Consider the following 13,764-nt stretch of genomic DNA (forward strand, 5'->3'; position numbering starts at 1 on the left):
GGCGCGGACTTGTAGGGCGTATGGTAGCGGATTTGCCCGCTTCAGAGCCAGCATTGCCCTGCAGGCAGTCAGTAAAGTAGTAAATAAATTTGACATCTTGCTGTGTGCGGGCTTAGATTCATGCACAACAAAACAGCAGCACAACACAAACCATCAGGAGACAAGCCTCTGCCGGACCCGCCTCGGATCAACTCCGCGGCTGCCTTTGCACGCCACCTGCGGCGTCTTGTTGCCCTGCCCGTCCCACCATCCTCAGATCAAGCACGCCAAGGACCGCCCTGCCATGAAACAGCACTTCATCGACAACCGCTGGGTTGCACCCGCCTCCGGCGAGAGCATCGCTGTCATCGATCCCTCCGATGGCCAGCCTTTCGAGGCCATCGCCCGCGGCAATGCCGCCGACATCGAGCGCGCCGTACAAGCCGCGCGCCGGGCCTATGAAGGGGCCTGGGGCAAGTTGTCCGCCGCCGAGCGCAGCCGCTTGCTGATGAAGCTGGCCTACAAGCTGCAAGAGCATCAGGAAGAACTGGCCCGGCTGGAAGGCCGCGACTGCGGCAAACCCATGAAGCAGGCACGCGCCGATGCGGCCGCCATCGTACGTTATTTCGAGTTCTACGCCGGCGCGGCCGACAAGCTGCATGGCGACACCATTCCCTACCAGGCCGGCTACACAGTCCTGACCCTGCGCGAGCCGCATGGCGTGACCGGCCACATCGTGCCCTGGAACTACCCGATGCAGATCTTCGGGCGCTGCGTGGGCGGCGCCCTGGCGGCCGGCAATACCTGCGTGGTCAAGCCGGCCGAGGATGCCTGCCTGTCCCTCCTGCGGGTGGCGGAACTGGCAGCGGAGGTCGGCTTCCCGGAAGGTGCGCTCAACATCGTCACCGGCTATGGCCATGAAGCAGGCGACCTGCTGGTCAGGCATCCGGATGTGGATCACGTGTCCTTCACCGGCTCGCCCAGCGTGGGCAAGCTGGTGGTGCGCGCGGCTGCCGAATACCACACTCCGGTCACGCTGGAGCTGGGCGGCAAGTCGCCGCAGGTGGTGTTCGAGGATGCCGACATGGACGCCCTGCTGCCGGTGGTGGTCAATGCCATCGTGCAGAACGCCGGCCAGACCTGCTCGGCCGGTAGCCGCCTGCTGGTGCAGCGCGGTGCCTATGAACAGGTGCTGGAGCGCCTGGCCGGGCTGTTCTCGCAGCTCAAGGTCGGCTCATCACAGATGGACCTGGACTGCGGCCCGCTGATCCGCAAGACCCAGCAGGAGCGCGTGGCCGGCTTCCTGTCGCAGGCGCGGGGCGACGGCATCACGCTGGTGGCGCAAGGCGAGATCGCCCCGGGCGCGCCCTCCAGCGGCTTCTACCAGGCACCAGCCTTGCTGCGCGACGTGCCGCCACGCCATCGCCTGGCACAGGAAGAAGTCTTCGGTCCGGTGCTGGCAGCCATGCCCTTCGAGGATGAAGCCGATGCCATTGCCCTGGCCAATGGCACCGACTATGGCCTGGTGGCCAGCGTCTGGACCCGCGATGGCGGCCGCCAGCTGCGGCTGGCGCGGGCCATCCGCAGCGGCCAGGTATTCATCAACAACTATGGCGCCGGTGGCGGCGTGGAGTTGCCCTTCGGCGGCGTGAAGGCCAGCGGCCACGGGCGCGAGAAGGGTTTCGAGGCGCTCTATGGCTTCACGGTCTTGAAGACCATTGCCATCCGTCACGGCTGACATCGATTCAACGCACTTAATTTCAAGGAGACACATCATGCGTTTGCAAGACAAGGTAGCCATCGTCACCGGTGGCGGTTCGGGTTTTGGAGAAGGCATCGCCAAGGCCTATGCCCGTGAGGGCGCCGCCGTGGTGGTGGCCGATATCAGCGAGGCCGGTGGCCTGCGAGTGGCCGAAGAAATCAGGGCGGCCGGTGGCCGCGCCGTCTTCGCCAAGGCCGACGTGTCCAGACGCGCCGACATGGATCAGCTGCTGGCCACCGCCCTGGAGCACTTCGGCAAGCTCGATATCGTCGTCAACAATGCCGGCACCACGCACCGCAACCGTCCCATGCTGGAAGTGGAAGAGGAAGAATTCGACCGCGTGTATGCCGTCAACGTGAAGAGCATCTTCCTCTCGGCCAAGACCTTCGTCCCCTATTTCCGCCAGGTCGGCGGCGGCGCCTTCGTCAACATCGCTTCCACCGCCGGCATCCGCCCGCGTCCGGGGCTGACCTGGTACAACGGCAGCAAGGGCGCGGTCATTACCACCAGCAAGTCCATGGCGGCCGAACTGGGTCCGGACAAGATCCGCGTGAACTGCGTCAATCCGGTCATCTCGGCCACGGGCCTGCTGGCCGAATTCATGGGCGTGCCCGATACCCCCGAAAACCGCAAGAAGTTCGTCGCCACCATCCCCATGGGCCGCTTCTCCACCCCCGAGGACATCGCCAATGCCTGCCTCTACCTGGGCTCGGATGAAGCCGAGTTCGTCACGGGGGTGTGCATCGAGGTCGATGGGGGACGTTGTGTGTAAGGGCTGCCTGTAAAAATCTTCATGCAAACGGTGAGGATAATGATTTGACAATACCCTCACCGTCTCTACAATGCTGGGCACCGTCAACCGGTCACAACGAACCGGAAACGCAGAACAACGACAAGTCCAACATCATCTGGAGCGAGACATGAGCTACCAAGCAGGCGCAGCCGCCGACGGCGCGCGCACATCCTTTGAAGACGCGACCTACAGCAAGGTCACCTGGCGGCTGCTGCCGCTGCTGTTCCTGTGCTACGTGGCTTCCTACCTGGATCGGGTCAACGTCGGCTTTGCCAAGCTGCAGATGCTGCAGGACCTGAAGTTCAGCGATACCGTCTATGGCCTGGGGGCGGGCATCTTCTTCCTCGGCTACTTCGTCTTCGAAGTGCCCAGCAACATGATCCTGCACAAGGTCGGCGCGCGCTTGTGGATCGCCCGCATCATGATTACCTGGGGCATCATCTCCGGCGCCATGGCCTACGTCACCTCGCCGGAGATGTTCTACATCATGCGCTTCCTGCTGGGGGTAGCCGAGGCGGGCTTCTTCCCTGGCGTGATCCTGTATCTCACCTACTGGTACCCGGCTGCCCGGCGCGGCAAGATCACCGCGCTCTTCATGACCGGCATTGCGCTCTCGGGCGTGATCGGCGGTCCGCTGTCGGGCTGGATCATGCATGCCATGCCGGGCGTATGGGGTCATACCGGATGGCAGTGGATGTTCATCCTGGAGGCCATTCCTTCGCTGATCCTGGGCGGCCTGATCGTCGTGTATATGAAGGATCGTATCCGTGACGCCGACTGGCTCAGCGAAGACGAAAAGCGTCTGCTGGAAGCCAACATCAGCCATGAAGAAAGCCAGAAGGAACACCTCTCCCTGGGCGCCATGTTCGCCAATGCGCGGGTCTGGCTGGGCGCGCTGATCTACTTCTGCTTCGTCATGGGCCTGTACGGCGTGAGCTTCTGGCTGCCCACCATCATCAAGGCCACCGGGGTCAGCGATCCGCTGAACGTGGGCTTGCTCACCGCCATCCCCTACGCCTTTGCAGCCGCCGCCATGGTGCTGATCGGCCGCAGCGCCGATGCCCGCCGTGAACGCCGCTGGCACGTGGCCATCCCGGCCTTCATCGGCTGCCTCGGCCTGCTGCTCTCCACCCAGTATGGCAACAACACCGCCCTGGCCATGGCCTCGCTGACCTTGGCCAGCATCGGCATCCTGACCACCCTGCCCTTGTTCTGGAGCCTGCCGACGGCCTTCCTGTCGGGCACGGCTGCTGCTGCCGGTATCGCGCTGATCAATTCGCTGGGCAACCTGGCCGGCTTCGTCAGCCCCTTCCTGGTGGGCTGGCTCAAGGACACCACCCAGAGCACCAATGCTGGCATGTATGTGCTGGCGGGCTCGCTGGTGATCGGGGGCTTGCTGACGCTGAGCCTGCCGGCCAAGCTGGTCAACCGGTAATCATCAGGCTGCACGAACGGACGGCGACTCGCTGATGGCGAGCCGCCGTTTTTGTTTTCAAGAATGGCCCGCAGACTGCGGCTCCAGCAATTGACGCATCGCCAGCCGCACCAGCTCCGCATGCGCAGCCTGCGGAAAGCGCTGACGCTGGCGCGCGATCAACTGATCGACCCGTGCACGGTCGCCGTGGCAGAGTTCGGTCATGCGGGCAGTCATTTCCAGATAGCCCTGCGGATCGTACAAGGGCAAGTCCTCGCGCTGGACGTGGCGCAGCCAGGCTCGGTCGGCAGCATAGAGGGCGAGGATGGCAAGGGAAATCAGCAGGGGCCAGAGCAGCATGAGGATCTCGCTTCAGGTAAAGCGGCCATTGTGCGCATGGGCCGGCGCCCTATCCATCGACAGTGCACGAGAATTGCCCAGATTTGCCCCTTCACAGCGCCAGCCACTCCTGCTGCAAGGCCTGGTCCGCCGCCAGTTGCGCAGGCGTTCCCCGGAAGACCATCTCGCCCCGTCCCATCACGTAGACCTGCTGCGACAGGTCCAGCGCCAGGGCCTGTTTCTGCTCGATCAGCAGCACCGCCACCTGGCGCTGGCGCAGCAGTTCCAGGCAATGCGCCACCTGCTCGACCATCTGCGGCGCGAGGCCTTCGGTGGGCTCGTCGATCAGCAGCAGGACGGGATTGCCCATCAGCGCGCGGCCCAGCGCCAGCATCTGCTGCTCGCCGCCGGAGAGCGCGCCGGCCGCCACCTTGTGGCGCCGCGCCAGGGCCGGGAAGAGGGCCAGCACGTCGTCTTCACGCCAGCCACCGGCCGGCGCGCGGCCGCTCTTGCGGCCCAGCAGCAGGTTCTGCGCCACAGTGAGCGTGGGGAAGACATCGCGGCTTTCCGGCACGTAGCCGATGCCGCGCCGGGCGATGGCGTGGGTGGGCAGTCCGGCCAGCGAACGACCATCGAAATCGATCTCGCCACTGCTGCGCACCTGGCCCATCAGGGCCTTGAGCAAGGTCGAGCGGCCCGCCCCATTGCGACCCAGGATGCTGACGATCTCGCCGCGCCCCACCTCCAGGGACACGCCATGCAGCACGTGACCCTGGCCGTACCAGGCCTGCAAGCCGCTGACCTTGAGCAGGGGTGATGGCTTATCCATGGCGCCTCCGGTCAAGATACAAGGCCTGCACTTCAGGATTGGCGCGGATGCGCTCGGCAGTGTCGCAGGCGATCACGCGGCCGTTGTCCATCACGGCGATGCGGTCGGCCAGGCCGAAGACGACCTGCATGTCGTGCTCCACCATCAGCAGGGTCTTGCCCACGGTGACTTCACGGATCAGCGCCACCATGGCCGCACTCTCGGCGCGGCTCATGCCGGCCGTCGGTTCGTCGAGCAGGATCACGGAGGCATCGGTGGCCATCGTCACGGCCAGCTCCAGGGCGCGTTGTTCGGCATAGCTCAGCTCGCCTGCGGCCACCTCGGCACGCGCCGCCAGGCCGACCTTCTCCAGTACCGACAGCGCCCGTTCGCTGGCATCGCGCAACTGGCCGATGCGGCGCCAGAAGGCATAGCGGTAGCCCAGCGTCCACAGCAGCGCACAGCGCACGTTCTCGAAGGCGCTCAGGCGCGGGAACAGGCTGGTGATCTGGAAGCTGCGCGCCAGGCCCAGCCGATTGATCCGCTGGGGCGGCTCGCGCGTGATGTCGCGCCCGTGCAGCAGCACGCGGCCGGCATCGGCGCGGTAGCGGCCCGAGATCACATGGAACAGGCTGGACTTGCCCGCCCCATTGGGCCCGATCAGGGCGCAGCGCTCGCCGGGCTGAAATTGCAGATCGACACCGCGCAGGATTTCACTGCGGTCGAAGGCTTTATGCACGCCTTGCAGCACCAGGGGAGAAAGCTGGTTCATCGGCCCTTCCCCCGGCGATGCCAGGCCGCCAGCGCCATTGCGCCCACCGCGATCAGCAGCACCGCCGCAATCCATGGACGTGCCGCATGGACGTCGATGGACCAGCCCCAGAGCACCAGCGCTGCGGCCCCCTCACCCGTCTCCGCCAGGCTGCCCAGGCTGGCCTGATAGGCCATCTCGGTGGCCAGGATGACGCCGGCCAGCATGCAGGATGCCGCAGCTAGCCACAGGCCCAACCGCATTGCCAGACGCGCGTCCATCTCCCCACTGCGCAGCAGCCGCCAGCCCCGGTCGATCAGGCTGGCCAGCCCGCCCGGAGCGGTCATCACGATCAGGATGAAGAACGCGCCCAGGTAAAACTGCCAGGCCTGCGTATAGGCCGAGAGCCAGGAAGAAAACAGCACCCCGACCACGCCGCCGATGATGGGTCCGTAGAAATAGGCGGTACCGCCGATGAAGGTAAAGAGCAGGATGGCGCCGGAACGCAGCGTCCCCACGTATTCAGCGCTGACGATCTCGAAGTTGATGGCCGACAGCCCGCCCGAGACGCCCGCAAAGAAAGCCGACAGGATCAGCGCCAGGTAGCGCACCCGCTGCGGATCGTAGCCGATGAAGGCGGCGCGTTCGGGATTGTCGCGCACGGCATTGAGGATACGGCCCAGCGGCGTGTGGCGCAGCGCGTAGATGGCGATGGCACAGACCAGCAGCCAACCGGCGATCAGGTAATACACCTGGATCTGCGGCCCGTAGCTGATCCCCAGCACCGGCTCGCCGATGACGCGGTTTCCCGAGATGCCGCCCTCGCCGCCAAAGACTTCCGGAAACATCAGCACGCAGGCCGAGACCAGTTCCACCAGTCCCAGCGTGATCATGGCAAAGGTGGTGCCGGCGCGGCGCGTGGTGAGATAGCCCAGCACCACCGCGCAGAGCGCACCCGTCAGGCCACCTGCGAGCGGTACCAAGGTCACCGGAAAGGCCACTGCCCCATCCGCCATGCGATTCATCAGATGGATCGCGCCAAAAGCCCCCAGTCCTGAATACACTGCATGCCCGAAGGAGAGCATCCCGCCCTCGCCCAGCAGCATGTTGCAGGAGAGGCAGAGCAACACCATCGTGCCCATCTGCGAGAGCAGCGACAAGGCTGCACTTTGCGGAAACACCAGAGGCGCAACCAACAGCATGCAGGCCAACAGCAGCCAGGGAAGGACGATGCGTCGCATCCTTCAGCCCTCCCGCCGTCCCATGAGCCCCTTGGGGCGCACGATCAGCATCACCACCAGCAGCAGGTAGGGCAACACCGGCGCCACCTGTGCCAGGGTCAGCCGCACCAGCGGCGCCAGGGCACTGCTGGTCGACACTTGCACACCCAGGCTGGCCAGCGACACATCCAGCGCCACGGCAAAGGTCTGCATCATCCCGATCAGGAGCGAAGTGATGAAGGCGCCAGCCAGCGAGCCCAGCCCGCCGACCACCACCACCACGAAGATGATGCTGCCCACGGCCGCCGCCATGCCCGGCTCGGTAACGAAGGCATTGCCGCCGATGACGCCGGCCAGCGCCGCCAGCGCGCAGCCGCCGCCAAAGACCAGCATGAACACGCGCGGCACGTTGTGACCCAGCGCCTCGGCCATCTGCGGATGGGTCAGCGCAGCCTGGATCACCAGCCCGATGCGGGTATGGCGCAATAGCAACCACAGGGCCAGCAGCATCAGGGCCGCCACCAGCAGCATGAAGCCGCGATAGATCGGGAATGCCGTCGAATAGAGCGTGAAAAGCGTGCCGTCCAGCTCAGGCGGAATGCGATAAGGCACGGGCGAGCGCCCCCACACCAGCTGCACCAGTTCCACCACCAGATAGGACAGGCCAAAAGTGAACAACAATTCCGGCACATGCCCATAGCGATGCACGATACGCAGGCCATAATGCTCCACCAGCGCCCCGACCACGCCCACGGCCAGCGGCGCCAGCAGCAGCGCCCACCAGAATCCCAGCACGCCGGCCAGCGCATAGGCGACGTACGCGCCCAGCATGTAGAAGCTGGCATGGGCGAAGTTGGGCACGCCCATCATGCTGTAGATGAGCGTGAGGCCCGAAGACAGCAGGAACAGCAGGAAGCCGTAGCCCAGGCCGTTCAGGAAGGTGATCAGCGCGAATTCCAAATTGCCAGCCTTGCCGGGGGGACGATGTTGACCGGGTTGAAGTGAGTGAAGCGTTTGCCGCGCCCCGCCAAGCGCAGCCGGACGCAAAAGTGGAGCGATCCTATGGGATTCGCGCTTCTCTGTCAAAATAACGGATTGCGAGTCCGCCCCGGGCCGCGCCACAGGCTGAACATGACGCAAGCTTATTCACTTCCTTCTTTCGAAAACCGCTTTGCCGCGCTGCCACCGGCGTTCTACACCCGGCTGCAGCCCACGCCCCTGCCCGCGCCTTACCTGGTCGGCTTCAGCGAGGACGCTGCCGCCACCGTCGGGCTGAGTACGCCAGCCATTGATGATCGCAGCTTCCTCGACATCTTTGCCGGCAACCAGATCGCCCCCGGTTCGGCACCGCTGTCGGCGGTATATTCGGGCCACCAGTTCGGCGTCTGGGCTGGCCAGCTGGGCGATGGGCGCGCCATTACCTTGGGCGACCTGCCTGCTGCCGACGGCCAGAGCCGCATCGAGCTGCAGTTGAAGGGCGCCGGGCAGACACCCTATTCGCGCATGGGCGACGGCCGTGCCGTGCTGCGGTCCTCGATCCGCGAATTCCTCTGTTCGGAAGCCATGGCGGCACTCGGCATCCCCACCACGCGCGCGCTGACCGTGATCGGCTCGGACCAGCGCGTCCTGCGCGAGACCCCGGAAACGGCCGCCGTGGTCACCCGCATGGCGCCCAGCTTCATCCGCTTCGGCTCCTTCGAGCACTGGTACTACAACCAGCGCTTCGACGAATTGAAGATCCTGGCCGATACCGTGCTGGAACAGTTCTATCCGGAACTGCTGGCCGAAGAAAACCCCTATCAGGCCCTGCTCAGGGAAGTCACCCGCCGCACCGCCATCCTGATGGCGCAATGGCAGGCGGTGGGTTTCATGCATGGGGTGATGAACACCGACAACATGTCCATCCTGGGCCTGACGCTGGATTACGGTCCCTTCGGCTTCATGGAAGCCTTCGACGCGCGCCACATCTGCAACCACACCGACAGCCAGGGCCGCTACAGCTACCAGATGCAGCCGCGCATCGGCCAGTGGAACTGCTTCGCGCTGGGCCAGGCCATGCTGCCGCTGATCGGGTCGGTGGAACAGACCGAAGCGGCCCTGGCCGGCTATGAAGCGATCTTCCAGGCGCAGCACGATGCCCTGCTGCACGCCAAACTGGGCCTGAAGATGCAGCAAGCCGAGGATGCCCGGCTGATCGAGGCCATGTTTGGCATCCTGCAGGCCAACGGCGTGGATTTCACCCTGTTCTTCCGCCGCCTGGGTGACTTGCAGGTCGGCAATACGGCGCAGGACGAGCCCTTGCGCGACCTCATCCTCGACCGTCCTGCCTTCGATGCCTGGGCCGCGCAATATCGCGCCCGGCTGCGCGCCGAGGATAGCGAGGACGACGCCCGCCGGCTTGCAATGCATGCAGTCAACCCCAAATACGTGCTTCGCAATTACCTCGCCCAGGTCGCCATCGAGAAGGCGCAACAGAAAGATTTCAGCGAAGTGGAGCGCCTGCAGCAGGTCCTGCGCCATCCCTTCGACGAACAGCCCGAATTCGAGCGCTATGCGGCCCTGCCACCGGACTGGGCCAGCCATCTTGAGGTGAGCTGCTCTTCCTGAGGGCGCATTTGAGGCTGTTGAAACTTTCTTCCTGTGCGGGCCGTATTTGCCCGTCGCCCCGTCATCCACAAGGAGCCAAGCATGAACAAACGTGTAGAAAAGACCGAAGCGCAATGGCGCGAACAGCTGGACCCGATGGAGTACCAGGTCACCCGCGAAGCCGCCACCGAGCGAGCCTTCACCGGCCGTTACTGGGATCACCACGAAGCCGGCATCTATACCTGTGTCTGCTGCGGCACGCCGCTGTTCACCTCGGATGCCAAGTTCGACTCCGGCTGCGGCTGGCCCAGCTACTTCGAACCCATCGATCCGGCCAACGTGCGCGAGAAACTGGACCGCAGTTATGGCATGATTCGCACCGAGATCATCTGCAACGTCTGCGACGCCCACCTGGGCCACGTCTTCCCCGACGGCCCGCCGCCTACCGGACTGCGCTATTGCATCAATTCGGCTTCGCTGCGCTTCGACCCGGCGTAAGCCGGCCCTCCATCCTTTCATGACTCACTGAAGAAGCCACCCGATGAAGTTTTTGTTCGACCTGTTCCCCGTCATCCTGTTTTTCGGCGTCTTCAAATGGGCCGAGGGTCATCCCTCGGCCGCGCAAGACCTGGTGATGCAATATCTCGGCGGGGCCATGTCGGCCGGCGCCGTCACCGCCGCGCAAGCGCCCATCCTGCTGTCCACCGCCGTGGCCATCGTCGCCTCGCTGGGCCAGATCGCCTGGCTGCTGCTGCGCCGGCGCAAGGTGGACGCCATGCTGTGGGTGTCGCTGGCCATCATCGTGGTCTTCGGCGGGGCCACCATCTATTTCCGTGACGATACCTTCATCAAGTGGAAACCGACCATCCTGTACTGGGCTTTCGGCCTGGCCTTGCTGGTGTCGCAGCTGTTCATGAAGAAGAACCTGATCCGCGTCATGATGGAAAAGCAGGTCACCCTGCCCGAACCGATCTGGCCGCGCCTGAACCTGGCCTGGATTGTGTTCTTCGCGGTCATGGGCGTGCTGAACCTGTATATCGCCTTCAACTATTCCCTCGATACCTGGGTCAACTTCAAGATGTTCGGCAGCATGGGCCTGATGTTTGCCTTCATCATCGGCCAGAGCCTGTTCCTCTCCAAATACATGAAGGATGAGCAATGAGCGCACCTGACACCCGCGTGCAGCGCATTACCGAGCGCCTGACTGCAACTTTCTCGCCCGAGGCCTGTCTGGTCGAGGATGAGTCTGCCCTGCATGCCGGACATGCCGGGGCCGCCTCTGGCGGAGGGCATTACAGGGTCCGCCTGGTTTCCCAGTTGTTCGACGGCAAAAATCGCTTGAACCGCCACCGGCTGGTGTATGATTGCCTGTCCGACCTGATGCAGCAGGAGATCCACGCGCTGGCCATCGTGGCACTCTCGCCGTCAGAGGCAAAGAACTGAGACAAAGCACAAGACCGACGCCTACTCTACTTATCAAGCCCCTCCTGTTTTTCTTCTCCGTTTTGATTCATTCCTTTCTTTTCTAGGATTCAACAATGACATTCAAACCCGCTCGTCTGCTGGTGCTGCTGTTCGCTATCGCTTCCATCCCGGCCTTCGCACAAAACCTGGCCGTTGTGAACGGCAAGGCGATTCCCTCCTCCCGCGCCGACCTGATGGTCAAGCAGATGACCGCCCAAGGCCAGCCCGACACCCCGCAGCTGCGCGGTGCCATCAAGGAAGAACTGATCAACCGTGAAATCCTGATGCAAGAGGCCGACAAGCAAGGCCTGGCCAACAGCACCGACGTCAAGAACCAGCTGGAACTGGCCCGCCAGTCCATCGTGATCCGCGCCCTGATCGCTGACTACCTGAAGAAGAACCCGGTCTCGGACGCCGACATCAAGGCTGAATACGACAAGTTCAAGGCCCAGGCCGGCGACAAGGAATACCACGCCCGCCACATCCTGGTGGACAAGAAGGAAGATGCCGAAGCCATCATCGCCAAGCTGAAGGCCGGCACCAAGTTTGAAGACCTGGCCAAGCAGTCCAAGGACACCGGTTCGGCAGCCAACGGTGGCGACCTGGACTGGGCGACCCCGGCCTCCTTCGTCAAGCCGTTCTCCGACGCCATGGTGGCCCTGAAGAAGGGTGAAGTCACCCAGACCCCGGTGCAGACCCAGTTCGGCTGGCACGTGATCCAGCTGGAAGACGTGCGTCCGGCCAAGGTCCCGACCCTGGACGAAGTCAAGCCGCAGATCGCTGAAGCCCTGCAACAGAAGAAGCTGCAGGCTTACCAGGAAACCCTGCGCGCCAAGGCCAAGGTGCAATAAGCCTCCCGCCTTGTTCTCTGAAGAGGAAGGCTTCGCCCTCCTCTTCACCGCTCTCCCGCATGCCCGGCCAGGTCTCCTGCCCGGGCATGTTGCTTTTTAGCTACGTTTTCACGCACAAGTTCTGCAGCAGTGAACAAAAAGCCGCCCAAAAACGCCGGATTTCCTCCAAAAAACCGCTGAAATTGCCCTTCTCGTCATGCGAGAGACACAATTCAAGCTTCATAGTGGAAATTTATTTTTATAAAAAATTTAGTTAATAAATTTTTTATATTCATATAAATAAAATAAATAATTAAAAAAACGGAATTTTTCTGCAGCATTTCGCGCATTTTGCGAACCATCGTTCTGATATTCTTCGATGCAGTTCCAAATAGGGACAGGCTGCGATCAGCCACGTATTTCATGATCGCAGCGAAAAAAGAGGTGTTTCGGGGAGAAGCACACAAGGCCGATCCGCGACGCCATCACAAACACAACATCGTGCTTTCTGGAGAGAAACCTATGAAAAAGAGTTCCATGCTGCTGCTGGCAGCCGGCCTGACCACCGGCGGCGCAGCGTTTGCCCAGTCCTCCGTGACCATCTACGGCATCGTCGATACGAGCATCCACTATCTCAACAATGCCAATGCCAAGGGTGACAGCAATGTACGCGTGGATAACGGCGCCATCGCCAACAGCCGCATTGGTTTCAAGGGTACCGAAGATCTGGGTGGCGGTCTGAAGGCCATGTTCCAACTGGAAAACGGCTTCAATGGCGACAACGGCAGCATGAGCAGCGCCAACACGATCTTCAACCGTCAATCCTGGGTAGGTCTGGCTGGCAGCTTCGGCAAGGTGCGCGTGGGTCGTCAAGATACGCCGCTGTTCGACCTGCTGGGTGACTACTTCGATCCGCTGACCGTGGGCAACTACGCCAGCAACTCGTGGCTGCCTGCGGCCGCCTCCCTGGTCCGTAACTCCAACATGGTGCGCTACGACGGCGAATTCGGTCCGGTGGCCGCATCGGCAAGCTGGGCCTTTGGCGAAAAGGCCGGTTCCGTCCGCACCGGCAGCCAGTTCAGCAGCGCCCTGCGCTATACCGCTGGCCCCCTGGCACTGGGCGGTGGCTATCAGCAGACCGTGGACGCCACCAACTCCAGCTACAAAGATACCGTCTGGAATCTGTCTGCTTCCTATGACTTCGGCTCTGCCAAGATCTTCGCCGGCTGGTTCAACATCAAGGATCGCACCGGCACCACCGGCGCCTTCATGGCTGCCGACAGCGATGTGAGCAGCAGCTCCGCATGGACCGTGGCCAGCACGTCGGCTGCAACCGCCGGCAACGAGCGCAAGGATAATGGTTTCTTCCTGGGTTCCAGCTACAAGGCCACCAGCGCCCTGACCCTGACCGGCGCGTTCTACTATGACCGCAGCAAGAACGTTTCCTATGTCAGCACCGGCAACGTCGGCGACGGCAAGCGTTACGCCGTGGTTGGCTGGGCTGAATACGCCCTGTCCAAGCGCACCCAGTTGTACACCACCGTGGACTACAACAAGGCCAAGGACGCTGCCGTGTATGAGCTGACCAGTTCCGCGACCGGCAAGAGCAGCATGACCACCGTTGCCGTGGGTATCCGCCACATCTTCTGATCCGGCTTGAGCACCGCTCTCCCCCCGGAGAGCGGGAACGCTCCAGACAGGCAGCAGAAACGAAAAACGCAGTTCCTCACGGAACTGCGTTTTTTTTCACCCTGGCTTTTGGACCCCACCCCGACTGCCGCACGGGGCGGGCAGTCGCGGAGGAAACTTCATAAAGCA

Annotated in this window: 14 protein-coding genes; 9 read left to right on the forward strand and 5 right to left on the reverse strand. The window is 63.1% G+C overall.

Annotation, left to right across the window (positions count from 1 at the left end):
* Nucleotides 1-283: 283 nt before the first annotated feature.
* The 3 genes from ACVC5H_RS14220 to ACVC5H_RS14230 all read left to right on the forward strand — a co-directional run bounded on the left by ACVC5H_RS14220 (nt 284) and on the right by ACVC5H_RS14230 (nt 3,969).
* A complete protein-coding gene (locus ACVC5H_RS14220) occupies nt 284-1,717 on the forward strand; it encodes an aldehyde dehydrogenase family protein (RefSeq protein ID WP_489618499.1) in 1,434 nt (477 codons plus the stop codon).
* 37 nt (nt 1,718-1,754) lie between these two features.
* Complete coding sequence (locus ACVC5H_RS14225; protein ID WP_489618500.1) at nt 1,755-2,513, forward strand: SDR family oxidoreductase; 759 nt, start codon at nt 1,755-1,757, stop codon at nt 2,511-2,513.
* Nucleotides 2,514-2,661: 148 nt separating this feature from the next.
* Nucleotides 2,662-3,969, forward strand: a complete 1,308-nt coding sequence (locus ACVC5H_RS14230) for an MFS transporter (RefSeq protein WP_489618501.1) — start codon at nt 2,662-2,664, stop codon at nt 3,967-3,969.
* Between the two features lie 57 nt (nt 3,970-4,026).
* Here ACVC5H_RS14230 and ACVC5H_RS14235 read toward each other — a convergent pair whose 3' ends face one another.
* The 5 genes from ACVC5H_RS14235 to ACVC5H_RS14255 form a co-directional block, all read right to left on the reverse strand.
* Nucleotides 4,027-4,308, reverse strand: a complete 282-nt coding sequence (locus ACVC5H_RS14235) for a hypothetical protein (protein ID WP_489618502.1) — start codon at nt 4,306-4,308, stop codon at nt 4,027-4,029.
* 91 nt (nt 4,309-4,399) lie between these two features.
* Nucleotides 4,400-5,116 carry an ABC transporter ATP-binding protein gene (locus ACVC5H_RS14240; protein ID WP_489618503.1) on the reverse strand — a complete coding sequence of 239 codons (717 nt, stop codon included), beginning with the start codon at nt 5,114-5,116 and terminating at the stop codon, nt 4,400-4,402.
* The gene (locus ACVC5H_RS14245; protein WP_489618504.1) at nt 5,109-5,867 is read right to left on the reverse strand and encodes an ABC transporter ATP-binding protein; all 759 of its coding nucleotides are present in this window, start codon (nt 5,865-5,867) and stop codon (nt 5,109-5,111) included. Before ACVC5H_RS14245 ends, ACVC5H_RS14240 begins: the two co-directional genes overlap by 8 nt.
* The gene (locus tag ACVC5H_RS14250; protein WP_489618505.1) at nt 5,864-7,087 is read right to left on the reverse strand and encodes a branched-chain amino acid ABC transporter permease; all 1,224 of its coding nucleotides are present in this window, start codon (nt 7,085-7,087) and stop codon (nt 5,864-5,866) included. Before ACVC5H_RS14250 ends, ACVC5H_RS14245 begins: the two co-directional genes overlap by 4 nt.
* A 3-nt stretch (nt 7,088-7,090) precedes the next feature.
* Nucleotides 7,091-8,026, reverse strand: coding sequence for a branched-chain amino acid ABC transporter permease (locus tag ACVC5H_RS14255; RefSeq protein ID WP_489618506.1), 936 nt, complete (start codon nt 8,024-8,026; stop codon nt 7,091-7,093).
* Between the two features lie 171 nt (nt 8,027-8,197).
* Between ACVC5H_RS14255 and ACVC5H_RS14260 the strand changes: the two genes are divergently transcribed.
* From ACVC5H_RS14260 to ACVC5H_RS14285, 6 genes are all read left to right on the forward strand, one after another.
* Entirely contained in the window at nt 8,198-9,673 is a 1,476-nt protein-coding gene (locus tag ACVC5H_RS14260) for a protein adenylyltransferase SelO (RefSeq protein WP_489618507.1), read from the forward strand.
* 81 nt (nt 9,674-9,754) lie between these two features.
* Nucleotides 9,755-10,150 (forward strand): peptide-methionine (R)-S-oxide reductase MsrB, encoded by a 396-nt coding sequence (gene msrB, locus ACVC5H_RS14265; protein ID WP_489618508.1) that lies wholly within the window; start codon nt 9,755-9,757, stop codon nt 10,148-10,150.
* A 43-nt stretch (nt 10,151-10,193) separates the two neighbouring features.
* Entirely contained in the window at nt 10,194-10,814 is a 621-nt protein-coding gene (locus ACVC5H_RS14270; protein ID WP_489618509.1) for a septation protein A, read from the forward strand.
* Nucleotides 10,811-11,095, forward strand: a complete 285-nt coding sequence (locus tag ACVC5H_RS14275) for a BolA family protein (RefSeq protein ID WP_489618510.1) — start codon at nt 10,811-10,813, stop codon at nt 11,093-11,095. The genes ACVC5H_RS14270 and ACVC5H_RS14275 overlap by 4 nt, the downstream gene beginning before the upstream one ends.
* 95 nt (nt 11,096-11,190) lie before the next feature.
* Entirely contained in the window at nt 11,191-11,967 is a 777-nt protein-coding gene (locus tag ACVC5H_RS14280; protein WP_338719580.1) for a peptidylprolyl isomerase, read from the forward strand.
* A 501-nt stretch (nt 11,968-12,468) separates the two neighbouring features.
* Nucleotides 12,469-13,596, forward strand: a complete 1,128-nt coding sequence (locus ACVC5H_RS14285; RefSeq protein WP_489618511.1) for a porin — start codon at nt 12,469-12,471, stop codon at nt 13,594-13,596.
* Nucleotides 13,597-13,764 lie beyond the last annotated feature (168 nt).

It is taken from the genome of Herbaspirillum sp. Her3 (assembly GCF_057961275.1).

Coding starts and splice junctions, on each gene's coding strand:
- ACVC5H_RS14220 (WP_489618499.1), top strand. CDS start 284: ATGAAACAGCACTTCATCGACAACCGCTGGGTTGCACCCGCCTCCGGC.
- ACVC5H_RS14225 (WP_489618500.1), top strand. CDS start 1,755: ATGCGTTTGCAAGACAAGGTAGCCATCGTCACCGGTGGCGGTTCGGGT.
- ACVC5H_RS14230 (WP_489618501.1), top strand. CDS start 2,662: ATGAGCTACCAAGCAGGCGCAGCCGCCGACGGCGCGCGCACATCCTTT.
- ACVC5H_RS14235 (WP_489618502.1), bottom strand. CDS start 4,308: ATGCTGCTCTGGCCCCTGCTGATTTCCCTTGCCATCCTCGCCCTCTAT.
- ACVC5H_RS14240 (WP_489618503.1), bottom strand. CDS start 5,116: ATGGATAAGCCATCACCCCTGCTCAAGGTCAGCGGCTTGCAGGCCTGG.
- ACVC5H_RS14245 (WP_489618504.1), bottom strand. CDS start 5,867: ATGAACCAGCTTTCTCCCCTGGTGCTGCAAGGCGTGCATAAAGCCTTC.
- ACVC5H_RS14250 (WP_489618505.1), bottom strand. CDS start 7,087: ATGCGACGCATCGTCCTTCCCTGGCTGCTGTTGGCCTGCATGCTGTTG.
- ACVC5H_RS14260 (WP_489618507.1), top strand. CDS start 8,198: ATGACGCAAGCTTATTCACTTCCTTCTTTCGAAAACCGCTTTGCCGCG.
- msrB (WP_489618508.1), top strand. CDS start 9,755: ATGAACAAACGTGTAGAAAAGACCGAAGCGCAATGGCGCGAACAGCTG.
- ACVC5H_RS14270 (WP_489618509.1), top strand. CDS start 10,194: ATGAAGTTTTTGTTCGACCTGTTCCCCGTCATCCTGTTTTTCGGCGTC.
- ACVC5H_RS14275 (WP_489618510.1), top strand. CDS start 10,811: ATGAGCGCACCTGACACCCGCGTGCAGCGCATTACCGAGCGCCTGACT.
- ACVC5H_RS14280 (WP_338719580.1), top strand. CDS start 11,191: ATGACATTCAAACCCGCTCGTCTGCTGGTGCTGCTGTTCGCTATCGCT.
- ACVC5H_RS14285 (WP_489618511.1), top strand. CDS start 12,469: ATGAAAAAGAGTTCCATGCTGCTGCTGGCAGCCGGCCTGACCACCGGC.